This is a genomic window from Kocuria sp. APC 4018, assembly GCF_030407675.1.
Classification (GTDB): domain Bacteria; phylum Actinomycetota; class Actinomycetes; order Actinomycetales; family Micrococcaceae; genus Kocuria; species Kocuria rhizophila.
Window position 1 is genome coordinate 25,429 of the sequence record NZ_JASDCY010000002.1, and the last position, 13,522, is coordinate 38,950.

The following is a 13,522-nucleotide window of genomic DNA, read 5'->3' on the forward strand; positions in this document are numbered from 1 at the left end:
ACCGATGACCATTCTGATTCAGATCGCCCTGATCCTGGCCGTGGCCTACGGCGCACTCACGCTCGTGCGCGGAGGTGCCAACGCCAAGCACCAGGCCATCCGCCGTCTGGCGGCGGTCGCCTTCTTCTTCTTCGCCGCCATATCGATCCTGGTCCCGGACCTGGTGTCTCAGGCAGCCCGGTTCCTCGGCATCGGCCGCGGCACGGACCTGGTGCTCTATGGGCTCGTGGTGCTCTTCATGATCACCCAGTACACCTCCGCCCAGCGCCGCCGGGTGGACGAGGTCAACATCACGCGCCTGGCGCGGCACATCGCCATCTCGGAGGCGGAGCGCCCCTGGGCGCCCGACGCCGCCCACGTGGACCGCGCCTCGGTGCTCACCTTCGCCGCGGCGTCCCCCACGTCCCGCCCGGCGGAGGAGCCGCACACAGGCCCGGCAGGCCCGGGTGCGGGCTCCGCCCAGCCGGACGCCGGTCACGACGCCGCCCGGGGTGGTTCCACGGCGGTCTGACCTCGCGCTCGTCACCGTGACGCGTGTCACGATTCATGTGGATGCATTCTGCGACCGAGCATGACGTGCCGAGGGCGTTCCATTCGTGCAGGTCAGCGCGGTTATCCACAGAACGCGTCGGCGACCGTGTCCGCCGCGCCTGATTTGCCCTAGCGTTCCCTCCAGAGATGACCAGCCAGTAACGGGTTCGGGGGAACCCCAGGGGGAGCCATGGCCACGGGTGTCACCGAGGACGCGATCGGACTGATCGAGGCGGACGTGCGCGAGCAGATCCGCCGCAGCGGACTGGACCCGCTGCACGAGGTGGAGCCCACCCGCCGGATCGTGGCCTCGGTGGTCTCCGACTACGACGTCCGCTCCGCCCGTGCCGGGCTGCCCCGGATCCAGGACCTGGACGCCACCCGCAAGACCGTGCTGGACCTCGTGGCGGGCTACGGGCCGCTGCAGCCGTACCTGGACGACCCCGAGGTCGAGGAGATCTGGATCAACGGCCCCACCGAGATCTACGTGGCCCGCGGCGGCGAGTCCGAGCTCACGAGTCTGGCATTGAGCGAGTCCCACGTCCGCACGCTCGTGGAGCGGATGCTGAAGTCCTCCGGGCGCCGCCTGGACCTGAGTTCCCCCTTCGTGGACGCCTCCCTGCCGGACGGCTCCCGGCTGCACGTGGTCATCCCGGACGTGACCCGCGCCCACTGGGCCGTGAACATCCGCAAGTTCGTGGCGCGTGCGCGCAGGCTGCAGGACCTGGTCGCGCTGGGCTCGCTCACCACGCAGGCGGCCGACTTCCTGCACGCCGCGGTGGACTCGGGACTCAACATCCTCGTCTCCGGTGCCACGCAGGCCGGGAAGACCACCATGCTCAATTGCCTGTGCGCGGCCATCGGCCCGCGGGAGCGGGTGGTCACGGTCGAGGAGGTCTTCGAGCTCAAGGTGGCGTTGCGCGACGTCGTGGCCATGCAGTGCCGCCAGGCGAACCTCGAGGGTACGGGCGAGATCCCGCTGCGCCGGCTCGTGAAGGAGGCGCTGCGCATGCGCCCGGACCGGCTCGTGGTGGGGGAGGTGCGGGAGGCCGAGAGCCTGGACATGCTCATCGCCCTGAACGCGGGCCTGCCGGGGATGTGCTCGCTACACGCCAACTCCGCACGGGACGCCGTCACCAAGATCTGCACCCTGCCCTTGCTCGCCGGGGACAACATCAGCAGCGCCTTCGTGCTCCCCACCGTGGCGTCGTGCTTCGACCTGGTGGTCCACTGTCAGCGAGACGCCACGGGCCACCGGCGTGTGGCGGAGATCCTGGCGGTGGGCAACAGGGTGGAGAACGGCGTCATCGAGACCTATCCGGTCTTCCGGCTCGAGGACGGGGTCCTGCGCGCGGTCGCCTCCGAGGTCCCGTCCTCGGAGAAGTTCGTGCGCGCGGGGTACGCGCCCGCCGCACTCATCCGCGACGACGCACCGCCGCCCTCCCCGGGGATGGTCGAGGACGGGCCGGAAGCGTCTGCCACTGCGGTGGAACCTTCTGCGCCCCGTGGAACGGGTCGCGTGGCCGACCGCGGGGCGCAGAGCCGCACCGGGTCCGGCAGAACGCGTGCGGGACATCGCGGGAGCACCCGCGGCGGGCAGTCGCGGAGGAAATCCTCGTGAGCGCCCTGGTGGGTGCCCTGCTGGGCGCGGGGGTGTTCCTCGTGTGGTGGTCGTGCTGGACACGGCCCACGGGGACGAGAACGAGGCACGCCGGAGCCGGAAAATTTCGCACGGTCCTGCTGCAGGCAGGGCTGCCGGGGGTGGCGCCGGCCACCTTCGCGGCTCTCAGCCTGGCGCTGGCCGGTGTCGCGGGGCTGCTCACCTTCGCCGTGACCTCCGCGGTGGTGTTCGGGCTGTGCGTCTTCGTCGTCGCACTCGGCGTCCCGCTCTGGCTCGTACGACGCCGCGCGCGACGCCGCACGGCCGTCCTGCGGGAGGTGTGGCCGGACGTCGTGGACCACCTGAGGTCTGCCATCCGCGCGGGCATGGGCCTGCCCGAGGCCCTCATGCAGCTGCAGTACCGCGGGCCCGAACCGTTGCGGCCCGCCTTCGCGCAGTTTGCGGCGGACTACCGGGCCAGCGGCCAGCTGCACGGCTCCCTGACCCTGCTCAAGCAGCGCCTGGCGGATCCCGTAGCGGACAACATCGTGGAGGCGCTGCGCGTCACGCGCGAGGTGGGTGGCACGGACCTGGGCAAGCTGCTCGGCACGCTGTCGGAGTTCCTGCGGGAGAACGAACGAACGCGCAGCGAGCTCGAGGCACGCCAGTCCTGGACCGTCAACGCCGCGCGGCTCTCGGTGGCGGCCCCGTGGCTCATCCTGGCTCTCATGGCCACGCAGCCCGCCGCCGTGCAGGCCTACAACACGGCCGCCGGTGCCGTGGTGCTGCTGGGAGGACTGGTCGTGTCCGTGGTGGCCTACCAGCTCATGCTGCGCCTCGGCGCGCTCCCCGAGGAACAGCGGGTGCTGCGATGAACGTCCCCGTGACCTCAGGAATCCTGGGACTGGTCCTGGCGTGGGGCCTCTGGCTCGTGTGGGTGGCCGTGAAGGCCGGAGGAGCGCCGAGCTTCGCGGACAGGATCGCGCCGCAGCTCCGGGCCGTGGAGCTCGGCGGCGGGATCCACGCCACTGCGTGGGGCGCGCCCCGCGGGCCGGGGAGGTCGCTCACCGGCACCGCGGGCAGCCTTGCGATGGCCTGGATCCTGGAACGCACGGCCCCGCTGTTCTCCGACGCGGAGGTCCTGGCGCGGCGACTGGTGCGGGACGGCTCGCGCAAGGACGTCATGGACTACCGCGCCGAGCAGGTGCTGTGCGGCGTCGTCGGAGCTGTGGCGGGAGCCGCCTCCGGACTCGCGCTGGCCGTGCGGGCCGACGTCCACCCGGCCGTGGTGCCGATTGCCGCTGTCCTGGGAGCCGGGGCGGGGGTCTGGGGGCGCAACCAGTGGCTGCTGCGCAGCATTCACCGGCGGGAGAAGCTGATGCTCGCCGAGTTCCCTGCCGTGGCCGAGCTCATGGCGCTCGCCGTGGGTGCGGGAGAGAGCGCGGTGGGGGCACTCGAGCGCGTGTGCCGTGTGGCCGAGGGGGAACTGGCCGGGGAGTTCCGCGCCGTTCTCGCCCAGACCCGGGCGGGTGCCGGTCTGAGCACGGCGCTGCAGGACTTCTCCGCCCGCACCGACGTGGTGGCCCTCGGCCGGTTCGTGGACGGCATCGTCGTGGCCATCGAACGCGGGACGCCGCTCGCGGACGTGCTGCGTGCCCAGGCCCAGGACGTCCGTGACCACGACAAGCGCGTGCTCATGGAGGTCGCGGGCAAGAAGGAGATCGCCATGCTGGTTCCCGTGGTCTTCTTCATCCTGCCGCTGAGCGTCGTGTTCGCGGTGTTCCCCGGACTCGCCGTGCTCAACCTCGGCTTTTGACGTCCCATGCTTCCCACCCCACGAATCCACCCCGAGAAGGAGACGACCATGAAACACCTGATGCGCTGCCACACAGGACTGCTGTGGCTGCTGACCGTTGCCGTTCCCGCGCGACTGGCCCCCACCGAGGACGACCCCGACCGCGGGGACGTCCCCGGCTGGGTCATGCTCACCCTGATGTCCGCGGTCCTCGTGGCCGGGCTGCTGCTGATTGCCCGGCCGGCGCTGGAGGGACTGTTCCAAGATGCCATCAACCGCGTCTCGGGACTCTGAGGTCTCCTGCGATCCGGACGCGGGCAACGCGGTGGCCGAGTACGTCATGGTGCTGGCCCTGGCGGTCGTGCTCTTCGGCATGATCCTGCAGCTCGGCTTCACGCTGCACGTGCGCAACACGCTCATCGACGCTGCGGCCGCCGGCGCCCGGTACGCGAGCCTGGCCGACCGCACGGACGCGGACGGAGCCGAGCGCACCCGGGCGATCATCACGGACGCCGTGGGAGCGGGGTACGCACAGGACATCACGGTGTCCCGCACGGGGGTGGGAGAGCTGCCGGCCATCGAGGTGCACGTTGTTGCACCGCTGCCCGTGGTGGCCACGTTCGGCCCATCCGATGCTCTGGAGGTGAGCGGGCATGCGGTGGACATGGACGCCTGACGGGTCTCCCGACCACGGGCAGCCGGAGGACCCGGATCGGGGCAGCGCGGTGATCGAGTTCATCGGTCTGGGTCTGCTGCTGCTGATCCCGATCATCTACCTCGTCATCACGGTGTCCCGTGTCCAGGCGGGTTCCTTCGCGGTGGTGGCCGCCGCGGAACAGGCCGGACAGGCCATCAGCGTGGCGGAAGCCGAGGACCTCGACCGCGCCGGGGTCCACGACCTCGCGGCCGTGGCCGCCCAGGACCACGGTTTTGCGCCGCAGGACCTCGCGGTCACCGTCTCGTGCTCGGATGGCTCGTGTGCGTCCCCGGGCGCGGTGACCACCGTCCATGCCAGCCTGACCGTCCAGCTGCCCGGCATGCCGGGGTTCCTCACGGCCACGGTCGCCACCCTGACCTCCGACGTCACGGTGGTCTCCGGGAGGTACTCGTGACGCCACGGATTTCCGCGTGCGCCAGAGGTGCTCGCAGCGTGCGTCCCACTCGAGGAAAGACCTCGTTCCGTGCACCGGTCCACGCCGGCTGCGGCTCGGTGGGAAGGATCATGAGTCACGTGGCCGCACGACGGTCCGCGGCGGCAGACGGTGATGCTGATCCGGACGGCGGTCAGACCACCATCGTGCTGATCGGCTTCGCCCTGGTCACCCTGCTGCTCGTGGTCACTGTCCTGGCGATCACGAGCGTCTACGTGGGGCAGAGACAGCTGCAGTCGCTCGCGGACCGGGCCGCCGGCGCCGCCGCGGACACCTTCACCACGGTGGACCGCTCCGGTGATGGGCCTCCCACGGCGATCCTGACGGACGACGCGGTGGCGACCTCCGCCGCGAGCTACCTGGGCACGGTGGGAGCGTTCCAGGACGTCAGCGGATTGTCCGTCGGCACCCCCACTGGTTCACCCGACGGCACGACGGCGCAGGTCACCCTCACGGCGGTGGTTCACCCTCCCGTGGTCAACGTGATCGTCCCGGCCGGGGTGCCCATCAGCGCCACCGGGGACGCCCGCGCCGTGATGCGCCGGTGACCACCGGTGGACCGCCAGAGATCCGCGCGGCCGGGTTCATGGTGGCTCGGCACCGTCCCGGGCAGCGCAACGGGCGAACAATGCCTCCGACCAAACCCGCCGGCAGGGCGCGCCGTCCGAAACTTGACGGGACGGCTGACCACCGGTGCTCGACCGGGCCGGAACAGGCACGAAGAAAGCCGGGGGCGGATCAGTGCATCCACGACGCCGCCCCCGGCCTTCTCACGTGGCGCGGATCAGTGCCCGCGCACCAGCCGCAGGGTACGAAGTGCCCGGTTGGCCCACCGGAACGGGGGGAGGAGCAGCAGGAGGCGGAACGCCTTGCGGGCTCCGACGTGGCGCACGGCGCGCCACAGTTCGGCGCGCAGCACGGGGCCCAGGGTCTTGCGGGACGAGCGGGACATGGTGGATCGGTCCTTTCGGATGGGGGTGGGTTCCAGGTGGAGACTGGTCAGTACTGTTCCCAGTCTCGGGGTAGCACCGCGGAGGTGTCGAACGGTTCCCGTTCGCTCACCACGCCGTGGCGGTCGATCACGGTGACGTGCTGGGGCGATCCCCGCCGGGAGCCGCCCGTGATGTGGGCGTCCGAATCCGCGACCACGTTGAGCAGCTCCACCCCGGAGCCCACGTGCACGCCGTCGAGCAGCACGCAGTTGCGCACCACCGCGCCGGCCTCGACCGTCACGTTCTCGCCGATCACGGAGTGCTCCACGGTGCCGGCCACGCGCGAACCGGGGGCCACCAGGGAACGGGACACGGCGGCGTCGTCAGCGATGAACGCGGGCAGCAGGGGCGCCTGGCCGCTCCAGATGGGCCACGCGGGATCGTCCAGGGTGGCGCCGTCCCCGTCCAGCAGCTGCTGCTGCGCGGTCCAGTAGGACTGGATGGTGCCGAGGTCCATCCAGTACCCCAGGTGACGGTGCTCCACCACGGTGTGGTGCTCCAGGACGTGGGGGATGAGGTCCTCGCCGTAGTCCCCCAGTTCGCCCAGAGTGTCCTGCAGGTGGTTCAGCGCGTCCAGGAGCACCGCCGTGGAGAACAGGAACATCTCCCCGGCCACCAGGTTGCTGCGCGGGTGCTCGGGCTTGTACTCGAAGCCGGTGACCTCACCGGACTCGCTGGTTTCCACGACGCTGTACCGGGAGGCGTCCTCGGAGACCTCCGTGGTGACCATGGTGAGGTCCGCGCGCCTGGTGAGATGGGTGTCGATCACGCTGCGGAAGTCGATGGTGTAGAGATGGTCCGCGGAGAGCACGAGCACCAGGTCAGGGTTCGCCTCCCGGATCAGCTCCGCCTGGCGGAAGATGGAGTCCGAGTTCCCGGAGGCGAAGCCCTCGCCCTCCGCGCCCTGGTACGGGGGCAGGATGTGCAGCCCGCCGTGGGAGCGGTCCAGGTCCCAGGGCCGCCCGTTGGCCATGTAGAAGTTGAGGTCGTGGGGCAGGTACTGCTGCACCATCCACACGTCCGGGACGTGGGAGTGCGCCAGGTTGGACAGCGAGATGTCAATCAGCCGGTAGGTGCCGCCCACGGGCAGGGCCGGCTTGACCACGGTGTCGGTGAGGGCTCCCAGGCGCGAGCCCTTGCCCCCTGCCAGGACCAGTGCGAGGACGGTGGGGCGCTGCATCGTCAGTCTCCTTGGTGTTCGTGGGTTCCACCGAGTTTAGCGGCTCACGGGGCCGGGAGACCATGACGTAAAGTGGTCTGTCATGGCCACCATTGACTACGCTGCAGAAATCCGTGCCCTCCGCGCCACCTACGACTCGGTGGCCGCGGTCAGCGACGCCGAGACGCTGCTGAAGGAGATCACGGAGCTCGAGCAGCAGGCCGCCGCGCCGGACCTGTGGGACAACCCGGACGAGGCCCAGAAGGTCACGTCCCAGCTCTCCCACAAGCAGTCCAAGGTGGACCGGCTGCGCAAGATCGAGAGCCGGATCGACGACCTCGAGGTCATGGTGGAGCTCGCCGAGGACGAGGACGACCAGGAGACCCGGGACGCCTCCGCCACGGAGCTGACGTCCATCCAGAAAGCTCTGTCCGAGCTGGAGATCCAGACCCTGCTGGCCGGCGAGTACGACGAGCGCGAGGCCGTGGTCACCATCCGTTCCGGTGCCGGTGGCGTGGACGCCGCGGACTTCGCGGAGATCCTCATGCGCATGTACCTGCGCTGGGCCGAGCGCCACGGCTACCCCACCAAGGTGTTGGACACCTCCTACGCGGAGGAGGCCGGGCTGAAGTCCGCCACGTTCGAGGTCAAGGCTCCGTACGCGTTCGGCACGCTGTCCGTGGAGGCGGGCACCCACCGCCTGGTGCGGATCTCGCCGTTCGACAACCAGGGGCGGCGCCAGACCTCGTTCGCGGCAGTGGAGGTCATCCCGCTCATCGAGTCGGACGACACCGTGGAGATCCCGGAGTCCGAGCTCAAGGTGGACGTGTTCCGTTCCTCCGGTCCCGGTGGCCAGTCCGTGAACACCACGGACTCCGCGGTGCGCATGACCCACATCCCCACGGGCATCGTGGTGTCCATGCAGAACGAGAAGTCCCAGATCCAGAACCGCGCCGCCGCGCTGCGCGTCCTGCAGTCCCGGCTGCTCCTGCAGCGCCAGGAGGAGGCCGACGCCAAGAAGAAGGAGATGGCGGGGGACGTCAAGGCGTCCTGGGGCGACCAGATGCGCTCGTACGTGCTGAACCCGTACCAGATGGTCAAGGATCTGCGCACCAACTACGAGGAGGGCAATCCCAGCTCCGTGTTCGACGGCGGGATCGACTCCTTCATCGACGAAGGCATCCGCTGGCGCGCCGGGGCGCGCCGCGACGACGAGAACTGAGTCTGCACCGCACCGCCCGGCCCACCCACGGTGGCGCCGGGAGAGCGGGGCAGCAGTGAGGGAAGAACAGGCCGATGGCCAAGAAGAACGCTGACGACGGCCGCCAGATCGTGGCCAACAACAAGAAGGCGCGGCACGACTACGCCATCCTGGACACCTACGAGGCCGGACTGGCGCTCATGGGCACCGAGGTGAAGTCCCTGCGCATGGGGCGGGCGTCCCTGGTGGACGCGTTCTGCCAGTTCGACAGCCGCGGTGAGCTGTGGCTCGAGCACGCCCACATCCCGGAGTACCTGCAGGGCTCGTGGACCAACCACTCGGCCCGGCGCCGCCGCAAGCTGCTGCTGCACCGCGCGGAGCTGGACAAGATCGCGGGCAAGACGCGCGAGGCTGGCTACACCATCATCCCGCTGTCGCTGTACTTCGTGGACGGCAAGCGCGTGAAGGTGGAGATCGCGGTGGCCCGCGGCAAGCGCGAGTACGACAAGCGCCAGACCCTGCGCGAGAAGCAGGACAACCGCGAGGCCCAGCGCGCCATGCGCTACCGCAACATGCGCGGCTGAGCTCCGCGTGCCTCACACGGCCGGCGCCTCCACACGGAGGTGCCGGCCGTTCCAGTTCCGTCGCAGCCAGCGGTCGTGGGAGGCGACGACGACGCTCCCCGGGTACTCGGGCACGGCCGCCTCGAGCTGCGTGGCCAGCACCAGGGACACGTGGTTGGTGGGCTCGTCCAGCAGCAGCACGTGGGGCGGGTCCGCGAGCAGGGCGGCCAGGGCCAGCCGACGCCGCTGGCCCACGCTGAGCTCACCCACGCGCCGGTTCTCGTCCCGCCCCGCGAGCAGCCCGAACGTGCCCAGCGGCACCGTCTCCGCGAGTTCCTCACCCACGAGGTCCAGGTAGACCCTCACTGCGGTGCGCTCCGGGTCCGCGTGGGCCACGGAGTCCTCCTGGCCGAGCAGTCCCACGCGCACTCCCGGGGCCCGGTGCACGCTGCGGCCCGTGGGCTCCGCACGGCCCGCCAGGAGGTTCAGCAGGGTGGACTTGCCCGCACCGTTCGGCCCGGTGAGCAGCCACTTCTCACCCGCCCCCACGGTCAGGGAGACCGGGGCGAGGCGGTGCTCCACGGTGGCGCGGGAAGCGGTGAGCACCGGGCCGGAGGCACGGAGGCAGCGCGCGGCGTCGTGGTCCGCGGCCGTCAGACCGCGGAAGAACAGCTCCTGCGTGGGCTTGCGCACCTGCTCCCGCTCGAGGGTGGCCAGGCGCGTCCGGGCGTCGTTGACGCGGCGGGAGACCACGGTGGCGTTGCGGTCCGCGTAGAACTTCTTCGCCGCCCGCGCCTCCGTCCGTGGGGCCCTGCCCGAGTGCCCGACGCTCTGCTGCTCCTGGACCGTGGCCCGCAGCTTCTTCAGCTGCTCCTGCTCGTCCCGGTAGGTGCGCTCCCAGCGCTCGCGAGCGTCCAGCCCGGCCAGCACGTACTGCGAGTAGGTGCCGCTGAAGCGGGTCACGCCGATTCCGGTGCCCGTGCCGTCGGCCACGAGGTCCGCGGTGGCGGCATGGGGGCGTGGGGCCGGGTCGAGGTCCACGAGCGATCCGACCGTGGCGTCCAGGAACGCCCGGTCGTGGCTCGCGAGCAGCACCGGTCCGTGCCACGAACGCAGCGTGGCTGACACGAAGTCGAGGGCGGAGTCGTCCAGGTGGTTCGTGGGCTCGTCCAGCAGCAGCACGTCCGGAGCACGGAGCAGGGTCCACGCGAGGGACAAGCAGGCCCGCTGGCCACCGGAGAGCTCCGCGGTGCGCCGGTCGCGGGCGACGCCGCCCAGCCCGAGGCCGTCCAGCGTGGCACCGATCGCCGTGTCCACGTCCCACGCGCCGGTGCGTTCCGCGGTCTCCAGCGCGTCGGCGTAGCGGGTGCCCGCGCGCTCATCGTGCGGGGCGGCGGCCAGGGCGCGGGCGGCGTCGTCCACGGCGCGGGCCGCGTCCCGTACGGGGCGCACCGCTGCCGCCACGGCCTGGGCCACGGTGTCCTGCGGTGCGAAGGGCGGTTCCTGGTGGAGCAGGCCCACGCGGACGGGCCCACCGCCGGGACCGACGGCGCGCACGGTGCCGGCATCGGGTGCGCGCAGACCCGCCAGAATGCGCAGCAGGGTGCTCTTGCCGGAGCCGTTCTCGCCGATCAGCCCGGCGGGGCGGCCCGTGGTGACGGTGAAGGTGATGTCCGTGAGGACGCGGTGGGTGCCGAACGAGGCGGATACCCCGTCCACCGTCACGTGGGTGCCCGTGGCGCCGGACGTGCTGAACGCTGTGCTTGCGCGCGCGGACGCGGGGAAGGGGATGGGGGAGGGGTTCACGAAGGTCCTCTGATGGTCGCGGTCCCCGCCGGGCAGCGGCCTCGGACGCGGGGATTCAGGAAGGACTCATCGGGACATGGCCCCCACCGTAGGGCACTGGACGGGGGAGGACAAGGGCTGGTCCACCGAGGACCGCACCACCGGCGCCGTTCCGCTCGGCCCTGCTCCTCCGGGATCGTCGGCACGGCCCTGCGGCGAGGCCGTGTGCTGTTGACGCGCGAGGACGTGCGGACGTAGTCTTGTGTGTCTACGACACGGCGCGCTGCGCGGTGACGTGGTGCTCATTGAAAAATGAATACGGGGATGATCGGTTTCGACGATGTGAGTTGAGACAGGGGAAGCGGGCCGAGGATGCAGAGTCATCTCGTCAACGCTCTCTGCAAAAAATATAAGTGCCAAATCCAAGCGCACTGACTTCGCTCTCGCTGCGTAAGTAGCCCGAGCAGTCTGTCAGCCCAGGTTCACCTTCGACCTGGAATCTGACATCAGCTAGAAGGTCACTGCTCTGGACGTACGTCACGGACGTCCAGGGGACTTCTACGTGACTGAGTCCGGCGGCCACTCGTGTGCGAGATGGCCGGGACTGAGAAACCTGCAAGCACACTGCGCCCGGAGAAGCCCTGACAATGCTGCATCGGACGGGGGTTCAATTCCCCCCATCTCCACCCGTGATGTCCACGGACATCGAGAACACCTCGGACCCTGCGGTCCGGGGTGTTTTTTCATGCCTCGCCCGGTGCGGGCCGCGGAGGGACCGCCGAGAAGCGGGTGCAGCTCGTGTGGGAGACTGGCTCACGACACGATTCACCACGACCGAAAGGCAGGCGCCTCCATGAGCGAGCGTTTCCCCGAGAACTCGGGTTCCTCCTCGGCCTCGAACGGCGAGCAGCCGCAGTACGGCCAGTACTCGGCGGACCGGGCTCAGACCTCTGCGGCCGGGCAGGACCGGTACGGCCAGGACTCCTCGGCACAGGCCACGGGCGCGGGACAGGAGGGCTTCGGCGCGGCCGGCTACGGCGACTCCGCGTCCTCGGGCTCGCAGCACGGTGGCTCGGGGTACGGCGGCTACGGCGACTCCCAGTACGGTGACTCCCAGTACGGTGTCGGCGGCCAGTACGGCCAGCAGTCCGGTGGGGGCCACGGCTACTCCGGGCAGCAGTACGGTGTGCAGGACCCGGGGAACCAGGGCTACGGCGGGCAGCAGTACGGCACCCAGGGGTACGGCACCCAGGGCTACGGCACCCAGGGCTACGGGGTGCAGCAGGGCTACGACTCCCAGAACTCGGACGGCTATCCCACGCACTACCAGGACGGCTACTCCCAGCAGCCGTACGGCCAGCAGCCCTACAACGGGCAGGATCCGTACGGCCAGAACACGGCTCCGACGCCGGGCAAGGGCCTGGCCATCGCATCGCTGGTCCTGGGCATCCTGGGCATCCTGACCTTCTGGTTCGGCGGTCTGGGTGGCCTGATCGGGCTCGTGGGTCTGGTGCTCGGCATCGTGGGCCTGGTCAAGATGCGCAAGTCCCGCCGGGAGTCCCCGGCGCTCGCGGTCGTGGGCGTGGTGCTCTCGTCCCTTGCGGTGATCGGCGGCATCCTCATGGCCGTGGTCTTCGCCTGGGCGTTCAGCTCCGTCAGCGACTGCCTGCCCTACGCGTCCCAGGGGGACGAGGCGAAGTACGAGCAGTGCATCACGGACTCGTTGCAGAGCGACTCGCCCAACACGTGATCCAATTCGGCGGACCCCGCACGCTCCGGGTTCTGCCGTCTGGCAGCGGTACGACGACGCCCGGCGCCTCCACAGGAGAGGTGCCGGGCGTTTTTCGTGCCGGACGGGTGCCGGCCGAACGCCGGGCCGGGACGGGACGGCGGGGGCCGAGCGCCGCGCTGGGGCCCCGGGACCCGCGTGATGGCTCAGTCGGCGCTGTCCTGACGCGTGCCGAGAACGTCGAGGGCGGCGTCGTGCAGGGTGCCGTTGCTCGCCAGGGCGTTCGGTCCGAACGGTCCGTCCTGCCCCGCGAGCGAGGTGAAGTGCCCGCCGGCCTCGGTCACGATGGGCACCAGGGCCGCCATGTCGTGGAGGTTCAGCTCGGGTTCGCACGCGAGGTCCACCGCGCCCTCGGCCACGAGGCAGTAGGACCAGAAGTCGCCGTAGGCCCGTGTGCGCCACACCCGGTCCGTGAGGTCCAGGAAACGGTCCCGGATCCCCAGCTCCTGCCAGCCGGACAGCGACGAGTAGGACAGGGAGGCGTCCTCTAGCGTGGCCACGGAGGAGACGGAGAGTCGCTGCGCCTGCGAGAGCGAGCGGCCCGTGAAGGCCCCGGAACCGGCGGCCGCCCACCAGCGGCGGTTCAGAGCGGGCGCGGAGACCACGCCCACGACCACCTCGCCGTCCTCCACGAGGCCGATGAGCGTGGCCCACACGGGGACACCGCGCACGTAGTTCTTGGTACCGTCGATGGGGTCGATGATCCACTGCCGCCCGCCCGAGCCCGTGGCCCCGAACTCCTCGCCGATCACGGCGTCCCGGTTGCGCACGCGTCCCAGCTGACCGCGGATCACCTGCTCGGCCTCCCGGTCCGCGTCCGTGACGGGGGTCAGGTCCGGTTTGGTCTCCACGGTGAGGTCCTGGGACTTGAACCGTTTCATGGTCAGGCCGTCCACGGAGTCCGCGAGGATGTGGGCCAGGCGGAGGTCGTCCGTGTGGTTGCTCGGTGCGCGCAT

General features: G+C 70.5%; 16 protein-coding genes and 1 other RNA gene. 13 read left to right on the plus strand and 4 right to left on the minus strand.

What is annotated here, in order from left to right:
- The first annotated feature begins 4 nt into the window (after positions 1–4).
- From QL985_RS00600 to QL985_RS00635, 8 genes are all read left to right on the plus strand, one after another.
- Positions 5–511, plus strand: a complete 507-nt coding sequence (locus QL985_RS00600; RefSeq protein ID WP_019309403.1) for a DUF2304 domain-containing protein — start codon at positions 5–7, stop codon at positions 509–511.
- Positions 512–721: 210 nt separating this feature from the next.
- Positions 722–2,152 carry an ATPase, T2SS/T4P/T4SS family gene (locus QL985_RS00605; RefSeq protein WP_019309402.1) on the plus strand — a complete coding sequence of 477 codons (1,431 nt, stop codon included), beginning with the start codon at positions 722–724 and terminating at the stop codon, positions 2,150–2,152.
- Entirely contained in the window at positions 2,149–3,006 is an 858-nt protein-coding gene (locus QL985_RS00610) for a type II secretion system F family protein (RefSeq protein ID WP_019309401.1), read from the plus strand. Before QL985_RS00605 ends, QL985_RS00610 begins: the two co-directional genes overlap by 4 nt.
- A complete protein-coding gene (locus tag QL985_RS00615) occupies positions 3,003–3,947 on the plus strand; it encodes a type II secretion system F family protein (protein ID WP_259905279.1) in 945 nt (314 codons plus the stop codon). The genes QL985_RS00610 and QL985_RS00615 overlap by 4 nt, the downstream gene beginning before the upstream one ends.
- Before the next feature lie 48 nt (positions 3,948–3,995).
- On the plus strand, positions 3,996–4,220 hold the full coding sequence (locus QL985_RS00620) for a hypothetical protein (RefSeq protein WP_019309399.1): 225 nt from the start codon (positions 3,996–3,998) through the stop codon (positions 4,218–4,220).
- Entirely contained in the window at positions 4,192–4,602 is a 411-nt protein-coding gene (locus QL985_RS00625) for a TadE/TadG family type IV pilus assembly protein (RefSeq protein WP_192807214.1), read from the plus strand. Before QL985_RS00620 ends, QL985_RS00625 begins: the two co-directional genes overlap by 29 nt.
- Positions 4,580–5,038 carry a hypothetical protein gene (locus QL985_RS00630; RefSeq protein ID WP_237573756.1) on the plus strand — a complete coding sequence of 153 codons (459 nt, stop codon included), beginning with the start codon at positions 4,580–4,582 and terminating at the stop codon, positions 5,036–5,038. The genes QL985_RS00625 and QL985_RS00630 overlap by 23 nt, the downstream gene beginning before the upstream one ends.
- A gap of 110 nt (positions 5,039–5,148) precedes the next feature.
- On the plus strand, positions 5,149–5,625 hold the full coding sequence (locus QL985_RS00635) for a pilus assembly protein TadG-related protein (RefSeq protein ID WP_029603136.1): 477 nt from the start codon (positions 5,149–5,151) through the stop codon (positions 5,623–5,625).
- 236 nt (positions 5,626–5,861) lie between these two features.
- Here QL985_RS00635 and QL985_RS00640 read toward each other — a convergent pair whose 3' ends face one another.
- Together QL985_RS00640 and QL985_RS00645 are read right to left on the minus strand one after the other, a co-directional pair.
- Complete coding sequence (locus QL985_RS00640) at positions 5,862–6,029, minus strand: hypothetical protein (RefSeq protein WP_019309395.1); 168 nt, start codon at positions 6,027–6,029, stop codon at positions 5,862–5,864.
- Positions 6,030–6,076: 47 nt separating this feature from the next.
- On the minus strand, positions 6,077–7,249 hold the full coding sequence (locus QL985_RS00645; RefSeq protein WP_019309394.1) for a sugar phosphate nucleotidyltransferase: 1,173 nt from the start codon (positions 7,247–7,249) through the stop codon (positions 6,077–6,079).
- 82 nt (positions 7,250–7,331) lie between these two features.
- On the opposite strand from QL985_RS00645, the gene prfB reads away from it, so the two are divergent.
- Together prfB and smpB are read left to right on the plus strand one after the other, a co-directional pair.
- Complete coding sequence (prfB, locus tag QL985_RS00650) at positions 7,332–8,450, plus strand: peptide chain release factor 2 (protein WP_019309393.1); 1,119 nt, start codon at positions 7,332–7,334, stop codon at positions 8,448–8,450.
- A gap of 74 nt (positions 8,451–8,524) precedes the next feature.
- Complete coding sequence (smpB, locus tag QL985_RS00655; RefSeq protein ID WP_019309392.1) at positions 8,525–9,013, plus strand: SsrA-binding protein SmpB; 489 nt, start codon at positions 8,525–8,527, stop codon at positions 9,011–9,013.
- Between the two features lie 12 nt (positions 9,014–9,025).
- Here the strand turns inward: smpB and QL985_RS00660 are convergent, their stop codons facing one another.
- Positions 9,026–10,798 carry an ATP-binding cassette domain-containing protein gene (locus QL985_RS00660; protein ID WP_019309391.1) on the minus strand — a complete coding sequence of 591 codons (1,773 nt, stop codon included), beginning with the start codon at positions 10,796–10,798 and terminating at the stop codon, positions 9,026–9,028.
- 76 nt (positions 10,799–10,874) lie between these two features.
- Here QL985_RS00660 and QL985_RS00665 point away from each other — a divergent pair, with 76 nt between their 5' ends.
- The 3 genes from QL985_RS00665 to QL985_RS00675 all read left to right on the plus strand — a co-directional run bounded on the left by QL985_RS00665 (position 10,875) and on the right by QL985_RS00675 (position 12,527).
- Positions 10,875–11,012 carry a hypothetical protein gene (locus QL985_RS00665; RefSeq protein ID WP_158217859.1) on the plus strand — a complete coding sequence of 46 codons (138 nt, stop codon included), beginning with the start codon at positions 10,875–10,877 and terminating at the stop codon, positions 11,010–11,012.
- An 85-nt stretch (positions 11,013–11,097) separates the two neighbouring features.
- Positions 11,098–11,466, plus strand: a transfer-messenger RNA (tmRNA) gene (ssrA, locus tag QL985_RS00670).
- Positions 11,467–11,630: 164 nt separating this feature from the next.
- The gene (locus tag QL985_RS00675; protein WP_050899429.1) at positions 11,631–12,527 is read left to right on the plus strand and encodes a DUF4190 domain-containing protein; all 897 of its coding nucleotides are present in this window, start codon (positions 11,631–11,633) and stop codon (positions 12,525–12,527) included.
- 185 nt (positions 12,528–12,712) lie between these two features.
- Here the strand turns inward: QL985_RS00675 and hisN are convergent, their stop codons facing one another.
- Positions 12,713–13,522 (minus strand): histidinol-phosphatase, encoded by an 810-nt coding sequence (gene hisN / locus QL985_RS00680; protein ID WP_019309390.1) that lies wholly within the window; start codon positions 13,520–13,522, stop codon positions 12,713–12,715.

Bases quoted from the DNA above. Each gene is read 5' to 3' on its own strand.
- QL985_RS00600 (WP_019309403.1), top strand. From the start codon at position 5: ATGACCATTCTGATTCAGATCGCCCTGATCCTGGCCGTGGCCTACGGC.
- QL985_RS00605 (WP_019309402.1), top strand. From the start codon at position 722: ATGGCCACGGGTGTCACCGAGGACGCGATCGGACTGATCGAGGCGGAC.
- QL985_RS00615 (WP_259905279.1), top strand. From the start codon at position 3,003: ATGAACGTCCCCGTGACCTCAGGAATCCTGGGACTGGTCCTGGCGTGG.
- QL985_RS00620 (WP_019309399.1), top strand. From the start codon at position 3,996: ATGAAACACCTGATGCGCTGCCACACAGGACTGCTGTGGCTGCTGACC.
- QL985_RS00625 (WP_192807214.1), top strand. From the start codon at position 4,192: ATGCCATCAACCGCGTCTCGGGACTCTGAGGTCTCCTGCGATCCGGAC.
- QL985_RS00630 (WP_237573756.1), top strand. From the start codon at position 4,580: ATGCGGTGGACATGGACGCCTGACGGGTCTCCCGACCACGGGCAGCCG.
- QL985_RS00635 (WP_029603136.1), top strand. From the start codon at position 5,149: ATGAGTCACGTGGCCGCACGACGGTCCGCGGCGGCAGACGGTGATGCT.
- QL985_RS00640 (WP_019309395.1), bottom strand. From the start codon at position 6,029: ATGTCCCGCTCGTCCCGCAAGACCCTGGGCCCCGTGCTGCGCGCCGAA.
- QL985_RS00645 (WP_019309394.1), bottom strand. From the start codon at position 7,249: ATGCAGCGCCCCACCGTCCTCGCACTGGTCCTGGCAGGGGGCAAGGGC.
- prfB (WP_019309393.1), top strand. From the start codon at position 7,332: ATGGCCACCATTGACTACGCTGCAGAAATCCGTGCCCTCCGCGCCACC.
- smpB (WP_019309392.1), top strand. From the start codon at position 8,525: ATGGCCAAGAAGAACGCTGACGACGGCCGCCAGATCGTGGCCAACAAC.
- QL985_RS00665 (WP_158217859.1), top strand. From the start codon at position 10,875: ATGGCCCCCACCGTAGGGCACTGGACGGGGGAGGACAAGGGCTGGTCC.
- QL985_RS00675 (WP_050899429.1), top strand. From the start codon at position 11,631: ATGAGCGAGCGTTTCCCCGAGAACTCGGGTTCCTCCTCGGCCTCGAAC.
- hisN (WP_019309390.1), bottom strand. From the start codon at position 13,522: ATGCGCGCACCGAGCAACCACACGGACGACCTCCGCCTGGCCCACATC.